Raw genomic sequence first — 14,794 nt, 5'->3', positions numbered from 1 at the left:
ATAGTAGTTGATTTATTCATCGGTTGTCAATGAATAGAAAAAAAGAGAACCCTAAAGGGTTCTCTTAGGCTGCTTTCTTCTTCGAAGGAAGGAAGAAAGAGAGTATGAATGCGATAGCGGCTAAAATTGTCGCCACAACAAACGCATCATTAATACCTTTAATGGTGGACAATTTCATTCCTTCGCTGTAGAGCGACATGATTGACATCATATGTCCGGATTCTCCACCGCCAAATGCTTGACTTAACGAATTGATTTTATCCTGAATAAAAGAATTTGTTGTTGTTACTTGGTTTTCGTAATCCGCCATGTGAAAGGTGCTTTGTCTCGTCATAATGGTAACGAGGAAGGCTGTGCCAATCGAGCCAGCCACCTGACGGATTGTATTGGACATGGCTGTACCATGAGCGATCAGTTTCATCGGCAACACATTCATACCAGCCGTCATAATCGGCATCATAATGAGCGACATCCCGAAGGAGCGCAAAATATAAATCATCAGGATGCTGCGATACGGGGTATCAGATGTTAGGTGCGTAAATTCGAACGTCCCGTAGGTTGTAATGGCCAGACCAATAACAGCGAGCCAACGAACGCCGTATTTATCGAACAACTTTCCTGCGATCGGCCCCATTAGACCCATGATCAATGCTCCAGGAAGCAAGAGAAGCCCGGATTCCATCGGAGTAAAGCCACGGATGTTTTGTAGGTAAATAGGCAACAAAAGCATACCGCCGAATAGTGCCATCGTAATAATTGAGTTGATGATAAGCGTAAAGGTAAACATATTGAATTTAAATACATTCATGTTAAGCATCGGTGTTTCCGAAACAAGTTGCTTCCAAACGAAAACGGCGAGAGAGATAATTCCAATGATAAGGGATAGGATAACTTCTGCACTGTCCCATCCATTGTTGCCAGCTTCACTAAAGCCATATAGCAACCCGCCAAATCCGATAGAAGAAGTAATGAGGCTGAACACATCGAGCTTCAAATCAACCGTTTCACTCTTAAGATGGAACAGGCGAATGGCCAGTAAAATATCAATTACACCAAGAATGAACATGCCATAAAACATCACGTTCCATTCGTAATGCTGGATGACCCAGCCAGTAAGTGTCGGGCCAATTGCAGGAGCAAGAATCATTGCAATCCCCATTGTTCCCATGGCAGCTCCACGTTTCTCAGGTGGAAAGAGTGTCATGAAGACATTTGTTCCGAGTGGCATGAGCACACCTGCACCGATCGCTTGGATTACACGTCCGACCATCATAATAGTGAATGTGCCGGAGACGGCGCAAATGATAGACCCAACTGTAAAAGAAATCATCGACAAAATAAATAATTTTCGAAAACCGTACTTTAAGATCAAAAAGGCACTAATTGGAATCATAATGCCATTGACAAGCATAAAGCCGGTCATCAGCCATTGAGCCGTACTTGTTGATACGTTAAAGTCACTCATCATAACCGGCAGAGCGACATTGATCAACGTCTGGTTCAAAATGGCCACAAACATTCCAAACAGTAGCACAGCAAGAACGGGACCAACCCGTTTTGGTGGTGCATCTTCTGAAGAGGAATAGATTTCTTCAGCTACTTCAGCATTTGTTTCTTCTTGGGCCTCTTGCTGAATGTCCTCTGGTACTGCTGTTTGCTGAGATGCATCTTCCTGCTGGACAGCTATAGCTGATTGCTGCGGCATTTCTTTTCCTGCGACAGGCAAATCAGGTTCTGTCTTCTTGCGTTTTGCGGCCAGACGCTTGTTCACAAAAGCTACCACAATAACGGCTAAAATAAAGTAACCAATTAGAAAAGCTGATGCCATGTATCCCTCCTCCTTATTTGTGAATGCGAACGGAAACATTCATGCCAGGTACAATATCCAATGACTTCTGATCATTAATGGAAATAGTTACCGGCACGACTTGTGTAACTTTCGTATAGTTAGCTGTAGAGTTGCTTGACGGCAGCATTGAGAAGACATTGGCTGTCGCAAGACCAATTTTTTTCACTTTTCCTGTTAAAGTAGTGTCTGGATAGGCATCTACGTAAATATCTACTTTTTCACCAACAGAAAGATCTTCAAGTTTTGTTTCATCTACATTCGCTGTTATCCACAGATTATTTAAATCATAAGCGTAAGCAAGTGGTGTTCCAGCAGCAGTCATGCTGTTCTTTACAGCTTTTTCTTCAACGATTGTTCCATCTTGTGGAAGAGTCACTGGTACTTTGATTGTTCCAGTTCCAGATGGAGATTGAGTTTCTACTTCACCAAGCTTCTCGCCCGCTTTATATTTTTCTCCGAACTCGCCATTCCAGCTGACAAGCTTTCCAGCTGCTGGAGCAGCAACCGCCATTTGTTGGCCATCAATTTTTGCATTATCTGTCTTTATATAATTGTTCGTCTGAGTAAAAAAGTAATAACCGAGAAAACCGCCGCCGATTAAAATAACAATCGTTAAAACGTTTAAGAGAACGATTCTTCTTACATTCATTTACATACAACTCCTTTAAATATTCATAATATTAATAGTTAACTTTATTAACTATTGCCCAAAAAATCATTGAATCTTCTTAAATAATTCAATGAATGTGTTAAGCTCTTCCGGTGTCAGTTGTCCGAACTTTTCATATAAGAACTGAGCATTCTTTTTTTTCAGTTCATTAGTGAGTTTTGCGCCCTTTTCAGTTAAGGAAATTTGTACAATCCTTCTATCTGTTGCAGAACGCTGGCGCATAATCAGTTCCTTTTTAACGAGTGAATCCGTTAAATTAGTAATATGGCTGACAGATACACCAAGCTCTCTTGAAATTTCGGTGACTGTTTTTACATCCGGAGAGGAGAGTAATTTTAAAACAGAGTACTCATTATTTGTAAGCTTATCACCAATAAAAACCGACATTTCACGTTTGAATGATCGGAAAGATGTCCGTAAGACAGCAGCCAATTCATTCATTTTCTCTTTCGTGTGCCGATTGTTCTCCATGATCATCCTCCTTAGGGCTCTCTTTTGCACTCAACTATTTTAAGAGAAAATACTTAACAAAGTCAACTATTTATTTTATGAAGTAATAAGAAATTTTTGTTTAATAAATTGCCTGAACGTTAGGAAAGAGGTAAACTGATTTTTAGCATTTGTATTTATCTTAACGGAATAGAAAGGGAATTTTTATGTCTTCGAAGCTTATCAGAGGAACATTCATTTTAACATTGGGAACATTTATTTCCAAGTTCCTTGGATTGTTCTACGTTATTCCATTTTACTCAATTGTTGGAAAAGAAGCGACGTCACTTTATCAATATGGCTACGTGCCGTATACAATCTTTATCAGTATAGCCACTGCAGGTGTCCCGCTCGCCGTATCTAAGTTTATAGCTAAATATAATGCACTTGGTGAGTATGCCATCGGGCGCCGGTTGTTTAAGTCAGGTCTTATGATTATGTCTATAACAGGATTCCTTGCGTTTCTTATCATGTATGTTTGTGCCCCTTGGTTCGCTAGTATTATGATCGTTGATAAAGAACAGATTTATACGGCGGAAGAAGTGGCTTATGTCATTCGCGCCGTCAGTTTTGCCCTCATTATCGTTCCGTTCATGAGCCTAATGCGCGGATTTTTCCAAGGCCATCAATCAATGGGACCGTCAGCTGTATCTCAGGTAGTTGAACAAATTGCTCGTATTATTTTTCTGCTTGTCGGTGCTTATATTGTTTTAAATGTGTTAGATGGAACGGTTGTAAAGGCAATTGGTGTGGCCACATTCGCAGCATTTGTCGGGGCTTTATTCGGTTTGCTTGTTCTGTTTTGGTATTGGAAGAAGCGGAAAAACCACTTAAATGAACTGCTTGAAAAAGATAAAAGCCATGCAGACGTAAAGCTCTTTGATATTTATAGTGAGATCGTCGTATATGCCATTCCGTTTATTTTTGTCGGCATTGCGATCCCGCTTTACCAACTTGTGGATACCATTACCTTTAACCGAGCAATGGCAGAAATCGGACAGGCAAAAATCGCAGATACTGTGTTCGGAATTGTCAACTTTAGCACACAGAAAATCGTTATTATCCCCGTTTCATTGGCAACCGCTTTTGCCATGACACTTGTCCCGCTTGTGACAAGCTCTTTCGTGTCAGGGGAACCTGACAGAGTTAAAAAGCAGCTCGATCAGACATTCCAAGTTCTTTTATATTTAACTGTTCCAGCTGTTGTTGGAATTATGCTGCTTGCGGAGCCTTTTTATACAGCGTTTTATGAACATAGCAGCCTAGGCACAGATATTTTACGGGTATATGCACCGGTTGCCATTTTGTTTGCTTTATTCACTGTGACAGCAGCTATTCTGCAAGGAATCAATGAGCAGCGGTTTACAGTATTCAGCTTGCTGTTTGGCATTTTGTTGAAACTGGTGCTCAACATGCCGCTAATTAAGCTGTTCCAGGGAGAAGGCGCCATCTATGCGACAGCGATTGGGTATGGGGCTTCAATTATAATTAACTTGCTCGTTATTAGATATTATTCTGGTTACTCTCTTCGTTCGATCGGAAGAAAGATTGGCCAAATCACAGTGTTTAATTTAATTATGGCAGCTGCAGTGTACATCGTCTATTTTATTCTTCACCCGCTGTTCAATGCAGACAGCAAAATACAAAGCACGCTTTTGATCGCCGTCTGCGCGGTGATTGGTGCAGCGATTTATTTCTTCTTGAGTTTCCGATCCGGACTGGCAACGGCACTGTTTGGAACGAGACTTGACCGGATAAAAAATAAGTTTAAAAGAGTAAGAGCTTAATGAATGATTAGAAAAGCAGGCTTCTTTTTTGAAGGAGACTGCTTTTCTAATGAGAAAGAAAGGAGGGGGAATGTGGAAAAAGAACTCGCTTATTCATCAAGAACAAAGGGGATTATTATGGTTCTTGCCAGTTCCTTATTTTGGGGGCATCCGGTGTAATCGCCCAATTTCTTTTCCAGAAGCAAGGAATTGGAGTAGAATGGCTTGTAACAGTGAGATTGTTGCTGGCGGGCTTGCTTTTGCTTCTCTTCGCGGCAATAAAAGAAAAAAGATCCATCTTTGGTATGTGGAGAGACCGGTTTAGCTGGCCGTCTCTCATTCTCTTCAGCTTGTTTGGCATGCTTGGTGTTCAATATACATTTTTTGCGGCCATTAGAAGCGGAAATGCAGCAACAGCAACCATTTTGCAATATTTGGCTCCCGTGTTGATTGTTTTGTATCTTGCCATTCGCTCAAAGGCACGCCCATCTTCAAAGGAAGTAGTTGCTGTTCTTTTATCTGTGTTCGGAACTTTCTTTCTTGTAACTGGTGGAAACCCAAACGAACTGACGATTTCTGGAACGGCTTTATTCTGGGGGCTCAGTTCAGCCGTAGCGCTCGCTTTCTACACTTTGCATCCGCTTGAATTATTAAAAAGATGGGGCTCCATTTTAGTAGTCGGCTGGGCAATGACAGTAGCCGGTGTTGTTTTCAGCTTTGTTCATCCTCCTTGGAAGCTGGAGGGAATGTTCTCCTTTGCCACAGTAGCGGCGGTTAGTTTTGTTATTATCTTTGGTACGCTGCTTGCTTTTTATTTCTATTTAGAGAGTCTTAATTATCTGCGTGCGTCGGAAACGAGCCTTCTCGCCTGTGTTGAGCCATTATCTGCCGTTTTTTTATCTGTCTTTTTACTATCCGTACCATTTGGATTCGGAGAATGGCTCGGCACCTTTTTTATTATCACAACTGTATTAATGTTATCACGTACTAAATAATAAACAGAGGAGGAGAACAATGAGAATTGATAAATTGTTAGCAAATGTTGGTTATGGAAGCCGCAAGGAAGTCAAACAATTATTAAAGACTGGAGCAGTCACGATCAATGGAGAAGTGGTAAAAGATGCTAAGCAACATGTTGACCCCGAAAAGGATCAGGTTATGCTGCATGAGGAAGAAGTAAATTATCGTGAGTTTATTTACTTAATGATGAATAAGCCACCAGGTGTGATTTCAGCAACAGAAGATGCAAGGGAAGAGACGGTGATCGATTTGCTAGGGCCGGAACATGCGGTATTCAAGCCGTTTCCAGTCGGCCGTCTTGATAAAGACACAGAGGGTCTGCTGTTGCTAACAAACGACGGCGTACTTGCCCATCAACTGCTTTCTCCTAAAAAGCATGTGCCTAAAACATACTTTGCGGTGATTGACGGCGAAGTAACCGAAGAAGATGTAGAGGCTTTTCAAAAGGGGGTTTCCCTGGATGATGGCTATGTGACCAAACCAGGAGAACTGAATATTTTAAAAAGTGGACTTCGCTCAGATATTGAATTAACGATTACAGAAGGAAAGTTTCATCAAGTAAAGAGAATGTTTGAAGCAGTTGGGAAAAAAGTGGTTTACTTGCAGAGAATCTCGATGGGGCCGCTTCAACTGGATGAGGAATTGGAGCTTGGTGAGTACCGGGAGCTGACGGAAGAAGAAGTAGAACTTTTGAAAAGTGGAGAGAAAGAATCATAAGATAAATATTGTCGGATTTTCGAAAGAATTTTATGTATAACAAAAAAAGCCCTTGCCAATTCAGGCAGGGGCTTGTTCATGAAGTCATTCGAACTTTCTTTTGTGTCGTTGTCCACTTGCCACGGCTTGGACTGATGACCAAGTCGTTGTAAGCTAACACATTCAAATCTCTTTGAATGGTGCGAGGAGTGATACCAAATTCATCCACAATTTCTTGAGTCGAAACAGTCCCGTTTTCCTTAATAAACATATAGACTGATTTGATTCGATTTAGCATCCGATTTGTTGAAGGTTTCAAAAAACCACTCCCTCATCTTTTTTCACAGAGGCATACAACAGACGACGGTTATTGAGAAGTTCAATGCTTCTCATTATATGTAGTTAATGAGACGCAGACAGCTCCTTTACTTAAATGTGTAAGATGTCTGACAATTGTATTTTACCTCATTTATATTTATTTTTCTAGAAAAAATACTTAAATTCATGAAACTTCATATAGTATTTACCCTTTTTTTTCATAAAACTAACAAAACAGACCGCTTTTTTTATTGCAATCGTGCTAGTAAGGGTTAATAATACTTTTTTAGAAGAGATAAAGGTAAAATAAAGAAAATGATGGATGGGAGGAAAAGTTAGTGGAAAAAATTAATTGGCAGGCTGAAGTAGAGAAAAGGCAGGAGGAGCTCCTGCAGGATTTACGATCCTTAATTGCCATTAAAAGTGTACTGAATGAAGAAGCAGCGACATCTTCAGCTCCGCTTGGTGAGCAGGTAAAAGAGGCGCTTGATTTTATGCTAAATCTTGGTGAAAAGGATGGATTTATAGGGAAAAATGTAGATAACCTGGCTGGTCATTTAGAGTTTGGATCAGGAGAAGAGCTCATAGGCATCTTATGTCACGTAGACGTGGTGCCGGAAGGGGACGGGTGGTCGACGGACCCATTTGGCGGTGAAATAAAAGATGGAAAAATATTCGGCCGTGGAGCCATTGATGATAAAGGCCCAACGATGGCCGCTTACTACGCCATGAAAATAATTAAGGAGCTTGGTTTGCCTTTACATAAGCGAGTGCGGATGATTATTGGCACGGATGAGGAAAGTGAATGGCGCTGTGTCGAACGTTATTTTGAAACAGAAGAAATGCCATCTGTTGGCTTTGCACCGGACGCTGACTTTCCAATTATTTATGCAGAAAAAGGGATTGCTGATTTTGATCTTGTCCAGCAAGCAGAAGAGACGATGCAAAGCCGTTCCGGTGATATCATTGTCCACTCTTTTGAATCAGGCAGAAGATATAATATGGTGCCGGACTATGCAAAAGCGGCTGTTACGGTGAATCGCGGACAGACGGAGATCATTCAAAGCTACGGGGCATTCGTTGACGAGCATGGGCTGGATGGTCGTTTCCATATTGATAACGGAAAATTGATTTTGGAATTAAAAGGAATCTCTGCTCATGGAATGGAGCCGGACCTCGGAAAAAATGCAGGTCTTTATTTGGCTGAATTTTTAGCCAGCAGAGAGCTGGATGAGAAAGCTGCCCATTTCTTTAAGCTGACAAGCCGATTGTTCTTCGAAGAATCACGCGGAAGAAAGCTAGGAATTGACTATAAAGATGAAATAACCGGAGACTTGACCATCAATGTAGGAAAATTATCATTCAATGAGGGTACTGGCGGAAAGCTTGGATTAAATATGCGCTATCCGGTCACATTTCCTCTAAAGGAGAAAAAATCATTTTTAATCGAACGACTAGCAGAAGAACAATTTAAAATTCAACACTTCTCTGACAGCTCTCCTCATCATGTCGATAAAGATCATCCGTTCATTCAGACCCTTTGTAAAGTGTATGAGGAACAAACCGGAGAACAAGCAAAGCTACTTTCGATTGGCGGAGGCACTTATGCTCGCAGTCTGGAAACAGGTGTGGCATTCGGCGCTCTATTTCCTGGTCGGGAAGATGTCGCCCATCAAAAAGACGAATATATGTTTATTGAGGATTTGCTGAAAGCCACAGCTATTTACGCACAGGCCATTTGGGAGCTGGCTCGACAATAAATGATCTTGCCCGACTGGCTAGAAGACCAGTGGACTGATTTCAGGCTCGGCATCCTTTTTAGCAAAAACGCCCTTCCACTAATGGAAGGGCGTTTTTATTATAATTGGAACAAGTCGCTTGATAGATAACGTTCACCCGTGTCACAGGCGATGCATACAACAATATCGTCTTTTGTTAGAGTTTTCGCCGTTTGGATCGCTGCATAGCAAGCGGCGCCTGAAGAAGGGCCTACAAGGATTCCTTCTTTACGAGCAAGCTGGTGCACGGTTTCATAGGCATCCTCGTCTTCAATTTTGTAAATATAATCATATACGTCTTCATTAAGTGTATTTGGAATAAAGCCAGGGCTTGTGCCAACGAGCTTATGCTTCCCTGGTTTACCGCCAGATAAGACAGGAGAACCAGCTGGCTCGACTACATGAACTTTTAATCCGGGAACTTGTTCTTTCAATGCTTCACCTGTGCCAGTAATGGTGCCGCCTGTGCCAGCTGTAGCGACAAAAGCGCCGAGATTTTTGCCAATTTGCTTTACAGCTTCCAAAATCTCTACAGCTGTTGTTTTTCGATGAGCATCTGGGTTAGCCGGGTTATCAAATTGCATGGGGATAAAACTGTTAGGAATGTCTTTTGCAAGCTCTTCCGCTTTTCGAATGGAGCCAGGCATCTTTTCATTACCAGGTGTGAGCACTACTTCTGCACCATATGCTTTTAATAAGTTAATCCGCTCTTTGGTCATCGTATCAGGCATGACTAAAATGGCTTTATAGCCTCTCGCTGCTGCATTCATAGCGAGACCAATCCCCGTGTTGCCGCTTGTTGGCTCGATAATAGTAGAGCCAGGCTTTAAGAGGCCTGCTTTTTCTGCTTCAATAATCATATTGAAAGCTGCGCGATCTTTTACGCTCTTGCTTGGATTGAAAAACTCCAGTTTTAAATATATATCTGCTCCCTGTTCAGGAGCCAGGCGATTTAATTTTACAAGAGGAGTATCCCCGATTAATTCGGCGATGTTGTTAACTGTTTTCAATGCTGCTCATCCTTCCATCCATTTTTCTTACTTCTATTATTATCATATTAATTCGGATTAATCCAATCAATGCAGACAGGAATTGTTGTTTTCTTCGATTTGTGAAACACTCCGGATATTTGGTAAAATAGGAGGAAAACCAATGATAAAGGGGTAGCTGACATGAGCCATAATCATTATTTTTTCGCCCTTCCTTTGCCGACTGAGCTAAAAGAAACGCTTCACAAACAAATTCAAGAAAAGCAGCTTCCATTCTCCCGCTTCGTTCACGAGCAAGATTTGCATCTTACATTGGCTTTTCTAGGAGCAGCAGAAGAAAAGCAGCTTGAAACAGCTCTTTCGCTCGTTACTTCCTCTGTGCAGGATATTGAAGCTTTTCCGCTCATCATTGATTCACTAGGCTTTTTCGGTAAAAAGACAGATCCGCGCATTTTCTGGGCGGGAGTTAAACAGGAAAGTCGTCTAAATGAATTGCAGTCCGCTGTTACCGCTGCATGCCGTGAAGCTGGGTTTAAATTAGACAGCCGGCCGTTCAGCCCACATATTACCGTCGCTAGAAAATGGAAAGGAGAATCTCCATTCCAATTGCCACAATTACAGCTAAATAAAAAATTTTTAGCGGAAACGGTCGTTTTATACGAAACTTATTTGGACAGGAGTCCGAAATATAAAGAGAAGCAAATAATCCAATTACATACAGGTGAGGGAAAGGACTAAAGAAACATGGCGCAGTTGATTAAGCTACAGGATTATATTTCTAGATATGAAACAGATATTTTTCATTATCCTGCCCAGTTTGCCCGTCTGAAGAAACAGCAATGGGAAAGCATGAGGCAGTTTTGGGAGAGAAATCGTTGGGAAGACGAGGCAAGCCTTCTTTCTGACGAAGAACCTGAGGAAGAGACGGAAGGAAGGGGGATGGTGCAGAAACTTAAGTCTTTTTTTCTGCGTGAAAAAGCGGAAGAATCAGCCTCAATAGAGGAAGAGGATAGGTCGTTGTTTGATACTATTGAAGTGAACTCGGTAGCGAACCTCGATGAGTTAAGACATAAGTTTCTCAATCAGCTGTTCAACTTTCAACTGAAATGGGCAAGTTCAACAGTGAGAGAAAAATCATATATTGATCCGCGCTATTTTCATGATGAGCGGCTAAAATTTTTGCTGCAAAGCCTGCCGGATAGCTTTCTCGTTATGTATGAGCCTGTTCTCCAATTAAAAAAGGCGCCAATGGAGCTTGATATCCTTTTATTGACACCGACTGAAGTATGGTGTCTAACATTTTTAGAAGGGGAAGAGCAGTCGGTATACATCGGATCGGGAGAACGTTTTTGGCTGAAAAGAAAGGGAGAAGAGGAAGGCAGGGTATTGAATCCTACACTTGCGCTGAGCCGGATGGAAGCAGTGCTGAAGAATGTATTTCAGCGACAAGAGCTTGACTTTCCTATAAGAAAAGCCATTATTTCGCGTAATGGTTTTGTTGATTACCCTGATCCGCCGTTTGGATTGGAGGTAGTAGACAACCGATCATTTCTGTCCTGGATCGACCGAATGAGGAAGATGCCTTCCCCGTTAAAAACCATTCAATTAAAAGCGGCAAAAAGCGTGTTAGAATTTGGACAGACAACGAGTGTCCGCCGTCCGGAGTGGGATGAAGAGGAAGAGTTTTTATTCATAAGCGACACGGAGGAGCAGGACGACTGATGAAAGTGTTTTCCTTATGAGATGACCATTTGTTGGCATGCGCGAAATACCTAGCCGAAGACAGTATTTCATGTTAAAATATTAGATAACTTTTAAAATGAGCGCGTAAATGACAGATAAAAAGTGAATCCTGTCATAATACGAAGATAGCTATTGTATGATCAAGCGATAGCTGTCTTTTTTATTCGGGCATGAAATGAGCCAAACAAAAATGAAGGTGACTAACGGTGGAACACTTACTTGGACAAGATTGGGAAATCACTCCAGCCGGCGGAGCAACAGGAAAGGCTTACGCGGCCAAGCATGGAGGGCAGCAATTATTCTTAAAAAGAAATTCTTCTCCTTTTTTGGCAGTTTTGTCGGTTGAAGGGATCGTTCCGAAGCTAATCTGGACAAAGCGACTGGAGAATGGAGACGTCATTACGGCCCAGCATTGGCTGAAAGGACGCGAGCTTGCTCCAATTGAAATGGGAGACAGCAGGGTAGCCAGGCTAATGAGCAAAATTCATTCTTCCCAGCCGTTGTTGTCCATGCTCGAAAAGCTTGGTAAAGAGCCAATGAAGCCGAACATGATCTTAACCGAGATTGAGCGACAGCTTGATAAGGAAACAAAGAGTGATGAGCATGTCCAAAAGGCCCTTCGATTTCTTCATAGCCGCCTTTCTGAAATTGGTCATGGAGAATATGTTGTTTGCCACGGAGATATTAATCATAATAATTGGCTGTTGTCAGATGAAGATCAATTGTATTTAATTGATTGGGATGGAGCGTTGATTGCTGATCCTGCTGTAGATTTGGGGATGATGTTGTATACCTATATTGAAGAAACCTACTGGGAAGAGTGGCTTGCTCAATACGGTCTTGTTTATACTGCTCATCTTGCTTTGCGAATGAAGTGGTATTTTCTAGCTCAGACGCTTTTATCCATTCAATGGAACAAAGAAACGGGCCGCCTTCGGGAGATGAAGGAAGGCTTTCGGGACTTGTCTCATATTCTCTCTTGAATGTGGAAGACAAGCATGATATGGTTTGAACGAAACTTTTTTAATGAGGTGCCAGAATGCGATTAAGACATAAACCATGGGCCAGAGAAAAAATCGAGGCCTATCCACAATACATTGTTCCAACTCCAGAGAATCATCGAGGCAATTGGAAAAGCGTATTTAATAACGATCATCCTATATATATTGAAGTAGGGACGGGCAAGGGCCAGTTTGTTACAGAAATGGCAAAAGCTCATCCAGATGTAAACTTCATTGGTATCGAACTATATGAAAGCGTGATTGTAACGGCGCTGGATCGTCTGATCGAAGCAGAACTCCCGAACCTAAAGCTATTGAATGCTGACGCTAGAAATCTCGCCCAATATTTTGCAAAAGGAGATGTCAGTCGAGTATATTTGAATTTTTCTGATCCATGGCCGAAAAAACGCCATGAAAAACGAAGACTGACGTACCGAACATTTTTAAAGCTATATGAGGATATCATGCCGGACGGCGGCGAAATTCACTTTAAAACAGATAATCAAAGTTTGTTCGAATATTCCTTGAAGAGTTTTTCTGCCTATGGGATGCTGTTGACATTCTTAAGTCTAGATCTTCATAAAAGTGATTTCGAAGGCAATATTATGACGGAATATGAGGAGAAATTCTCCAAAAAAGGCCAGCGTATTTATCGGGTTGAAGCAAAATATCGCTGACATGTACCAGCTTTTGCTGTTGATAAGAAAGAGGCCCTGTCAGTCAAAAACTGTCAGGGCCTCTTTTTCTTTATTCATGAGCACGGACGTACAGTTTAATGGGCGTCTGGAAATACTCTACGCACCGTGTCTGTAAATTCATCAAATAAACCTGTTATTGGACGACCTTCATCAATTTTGTCACCGTATCCTTGCATCCGTTGAACAAAATCAGGGTTAGCTGACACATACACTTTTTTTACGTTAGGATCAGCTTTTCTTACTTCATTAGCTACTTTTTCCTCAAGCTGATTAGTGAGCTGGTCCTGCTTGCCGTTGCTGAGCAAAACGGCAGCATAGGCATTTTGATCTGTCACGATTACTTTTGCCGTACGTACTTCCTTTAACTTTTCTAATCGATTTTCTGCTCGGTCCGATACTGCCATTCCGTTAACGTTTCCGTTATTATTATTATTATTATTGTCGTTGGTGTTGTTATTTGTCACGTTGTTATCGTTACGATTGTTAGTATTATCATCAAGGGTAAGGTTCGGATCGTTCATCTCGTTTCGGTCTTCATTAAAACTTCTGTTATTCGGCGGGTTATATCGAGCGTTTTCAATATCTACGCCCCGGCGTTCATCCGCTGCATTATCGTTATTACATCCGAACAATAAGACAAACGGTAATAAAGCAATAGTAGCGTGTTTGAATCTGATCATGATGTGTACCCCTTTCTTTAATCTACACGTTTAAGTTGAACAAATATCTAATTAATTATTCATCAGCTGTTTGCCTCTTAAGTTTTAAAAAGTATTGATAAATGACGCAATTTTTCAATAAGTGCTACAATAAACTTGTATAAATGAAGGGGGACAAACAGTTGGAAACGTTAACGGTGGGAGATCTTACACTAACTTGGTTAAATGGCGGAGTAACAAATATGGACGGCGGAGCGATGTTTGGTGTTGTACCAAGGCCACTTTGGTCAAGGAAGTATGCCAGCAATGAAAAAAACCAGGTTGAGTTGCGAACGGATCCTATTTTTTTTCAGTTAGATGGGAAAAATATTTTAATTGAAGCAGGGATTGGAAATGGGCGTTTAACAGAAAAGCAAATACGCAATTACGGGGTAGATGAGGAATCAAGAGTGGAAGAATGTCTAGCGGAATTAGGGGTTACACCTGCTGATATCGATATTGTTTTGATGACTCATATGCATTTTGATCATGCCTTAGGGTTAACCAAGCTGTTACAAGGCAAGTTGGTGCCAGCTTTTCCAAACGCTGTTATTTATACGTCTGAAACCGAGTGGGAGGAAATGCGGCACCCGAATATCCGCTCAAAAAATACGTATTGGAAAGAAAACTGGGAAGCGATTGAGCATCAGGTACGAACTTATAAAGAACAGGCTGAGCCGGTAAAGGGAATTAAAATGATCCATACGGGCGGTCACAGCAATGGCCATTCGATTATTATTATTGAAAGCAATGGAGAATGGCTCATTCATATGGCGGACTTAATGCCAACGCATGCTCATCAAAATGTACTGTGGGTATTGGCATATGACGATTATCCAATGGATTCTATTGCTGCGAAGCAGAAATGGCTGCCAGAAGGAATGAAAAAAAACGCCTGGTTTTTCTTTTATCATGATGCTGTCTACCGAGCGATAAAGTGGAATGAAGCGGGAGAAATGATAGCAGCGGTGAAGCGAGAAAAAGCTATGATCGGAAACTAAAAATGAATAATGAAAAGGGCTGTCCACTTGGACAGCCCTTAAGCTGCAAACCAGCCATTATTGTTCGTTCGCCTACAG

At 41.5% G+C, this 14,794-nt stretch carries 14 protein-coding genes and 1 pseudogene; 9 read left to right on the top strand and 6 right to left on the bottom strand.

What is annotated here, in order from left to right; genetic code table 11:
- Positions 1 to 64 precede the first annotated feature (64 nt).
- The 3 genes from CJ483_RS08225 to CJ483_RS08215 all read right to left on the bottom strand — a co-directional run bounded on the left by CJ483_RS08225 (position 65) and on the right by CJ483_RS08215 (position 2,990).
- Entirely contained in the window at positions 65 to 1,828 is a 1,764-nt protein-coding gene (locus CJ483_RS08225; protein ID WP_120033911.1) for a DHA2 family efflux MFS transporter permease subunit, read from the bottom strand.
- A 13-nt stretch (positions 1,829 to 1,841) separates the two neighbouring features.
- Positions 1,842 to 2,498: an efflux RND transporter periplasmic adaptor subunit gene (locus tag CJ483_RS08220; RefSeq protein WP_120033909.1), complete on the bottom strand. Its 657-nt coding sequence runs from the start codon at positions 2,496 to 2,498 to the stop codon at positions 1,842 to 1,844.
- Between the two features lie 66 nt (positions 2,499 to 2,564).
- Positions 2,565 to 2,990: a MarR family winged helix-turn-helix transcriptional regulator gene (locus CJ483_RS08215; protein WP_182916997.1), complete on the bottom strand. Its 426-nt coding sequence runs from the start codon at positions 2,988 to 2,990 to the stop codon at positions 2,565 to 2,567.
- A 185-nt stretch (positions 2,991 to 3,175) separates the two neighbouring features.
- Between CJ483_RS08215 and CJ483_RS08210 the strand changes: the two genes are divergently transcribed.
- The 3 genes and pseudogenes from CJ483_RS08210 to CJ483_RS08200 all read left to right on the top strand — a co-directional run bounded on the left by CJ483_RS08210 (position 3,176) and on the right by CJ483_RS08200 (position 6,511).
- Positions 3,176 to 4,795 (top strand): putative polysaccharide biosynthesis protein, encoded by a 1,620-nt coding sequence (locus CJ483_RS08210; RefSeq protein WP_120033905.1) that lies wholly within the window; start codon positions 3,176 to 3,178, stop codon positions 4,793 to 4,795.
- Between the two features lie 117 nt (positions 4,796 to 4,912).
- Positions 4,913 to 5,769, top strand: a pseudogene (locus tag CJ483_RS08205) (DMT family transporter).
- Between the two features lie 19 nt (positions 5,770 to 5,788).
- On the top strand, positions 5,789 to 6,511 hold the full coding sequence (locus CJ483_RS08200; protein ID WP_120033900.1) for a pseudouridine synthase: 723 nt from the start codon (positions 5,789 to 5,791) through the stop codon (positions 6,509 to 6,511).
- A 76-nt stretch (positions 6,512 to 6,587) separates the two neighbouring features.
- Here CJ483_RS08200 and CJ483_RS08195 read toward each other — a convergent pair whose 3' ends face one another.
- The gene (locus CJ483_RS08195; protein WP_041097857.1) at positions 6,588 to 6,809 is read right to left on the bottom strand and encodes a DeoR family transcriptional regulator; all 222 of its coding nucleotides are present in this window, start codon (positions 6,807 to 6,809) and stop codon (positions 6,588 to 6,590) included.
- Positions 6,810 to 7,146: 337 nt separating this feature from the next.
- Between CJ483_RS08195 and pepV the strand changes: the two genes are divergently transcribed.
- Entirely contained in the window at positions 7,147 to 8,568 is a 1,422-nt protein-coding gene (pepV, locus tag CJ483_RS08190; RefSeq protein ID WP_120033898.1) for a dipeptidase PepV, read from the top strand.
- A 98-nt stretch (positions 8,569 to 8,666) separates the two neighbouring features.
- On the opposite strand, the gene cysK is transcribed toward pepV, so the two are convergent.
- Positions 8,667 to 9,596: a cysteine synthase A gene (gene cysK, locus CJ483_RS08185; protein WP_120033896.1), complete on the bottom strand. Its 930-nt coding sequence runs from the start codon at positions 9,594 to 9,596 to the stop codon at positions 8,667 to 8,669.
- 162 nt (positions 9,597 to 9,758) lie between these two features.
- On the opposite strand from cysK, the gene thpR reads away from it, so the two are divergent.
- The 4 genes from thpR to trmB all read left to right on the top strand — a co-directional run bounded on the left by thpR (position 9,759) and on the right by trmB (position 12,996).
- Positions 9,759 to 10,313 (top strand): RNA 2',3'-cyclic phosphodiesterase, encoded by a 555-nt coding sequence (gene thpR, locus CJ483_RS08180; RefSeq protein WP_120033893.1) that lies wholly within the window; start codon positions 9,759 to 9,761, stop codon positions 10,311 to 10,313.
- A gap of 6 nt (positions 10,314 to 10,319) precedes the next feature.
- The gene (locus CJ483_RS08175) at positions 10,320 to 11,297 is read left to right on the top strand and encodes a nuclease-related domain-containing protein (RefSeq protein WP_120033891.1); all 978 of its coding nucleotides are present in this window, start codon (positions 10,320 to 10,322) and stop codon (positions 11,295 to 11,297) included.
- 227 nt (positions 11,298 to 11,524) lie between these two features.
- Complete coding sequence (locus CJ483_RS08170) at positions 11,525 to 12,301, top strand: phosphotransferase family protein (RefSeq protein WP_120033889.1); 777 nt, start codon at positions 11,525 to 11,527, stop codon at positions 12,299 to 12,301.
- 56 nt (positions 12,302 to 12,357) lie between these two features.
- Entirely contained in the window at positions 12,358 to 12,996 is a 639-nt protein-coding gene (gene trmB, locus CJ483_RS08165; protein WP_120033887.1) for a tRNA (guanosine(46)-N7)-methyltransferase TrmB, read from the top strand.
- A 95-nt stretch (positions 12,997 to 13,091) separates the two neighbouring features.
- Here the strand turns inward: trmB and CJ483_RS08160 are convergent, their stop codons facing one another.
- The gene (locus CJ483_RS08160; RefSeq protein ID WP_120033884.1) at positions 13,092 to 13,697 is read right to left on the bottom strand and encodes a YhcN/YlaJ family sporulation lipoprotein; all 606 of its coding nucleotides are present in this window, start codon (positions 13,695 to 13,697) and stop codon (positions 13,092 to 13,094) included.
- Positions 13,698 to 13,858: 161 nt separating this feature from the next.
- On the opposite strand from CJ483_RS08160, the gene CJ483_RS08155 reads away from it, so the two are divergent.
- The gene (locus tag CJ483_RS08155) at positions 13,859 to 14,716 is read left to right on the top strand and encodes a YtnP family quorum-quenching lactonase (protein WP_120033882.1); all 858 of its coding nucleotides are present in this window, start codon (positions 13,859 to 13,861) and stop codon (positions 14,714 to 14,716) included.
- Positions 14,717 to 14,794: the final 78 nt, after the last annotated feature.

The sequence above is a fragment of the Bacillus sp. PK3_68 genome (assembly GCF_003600835.1).
GTDB lineage: Bacteria > Bacillota > Bacilli > Bacillales > Domibacillaceae > Pseudobacillus.
This window is presented reverse-complemented; position numbering and strand designations above follow the sequence as displayed.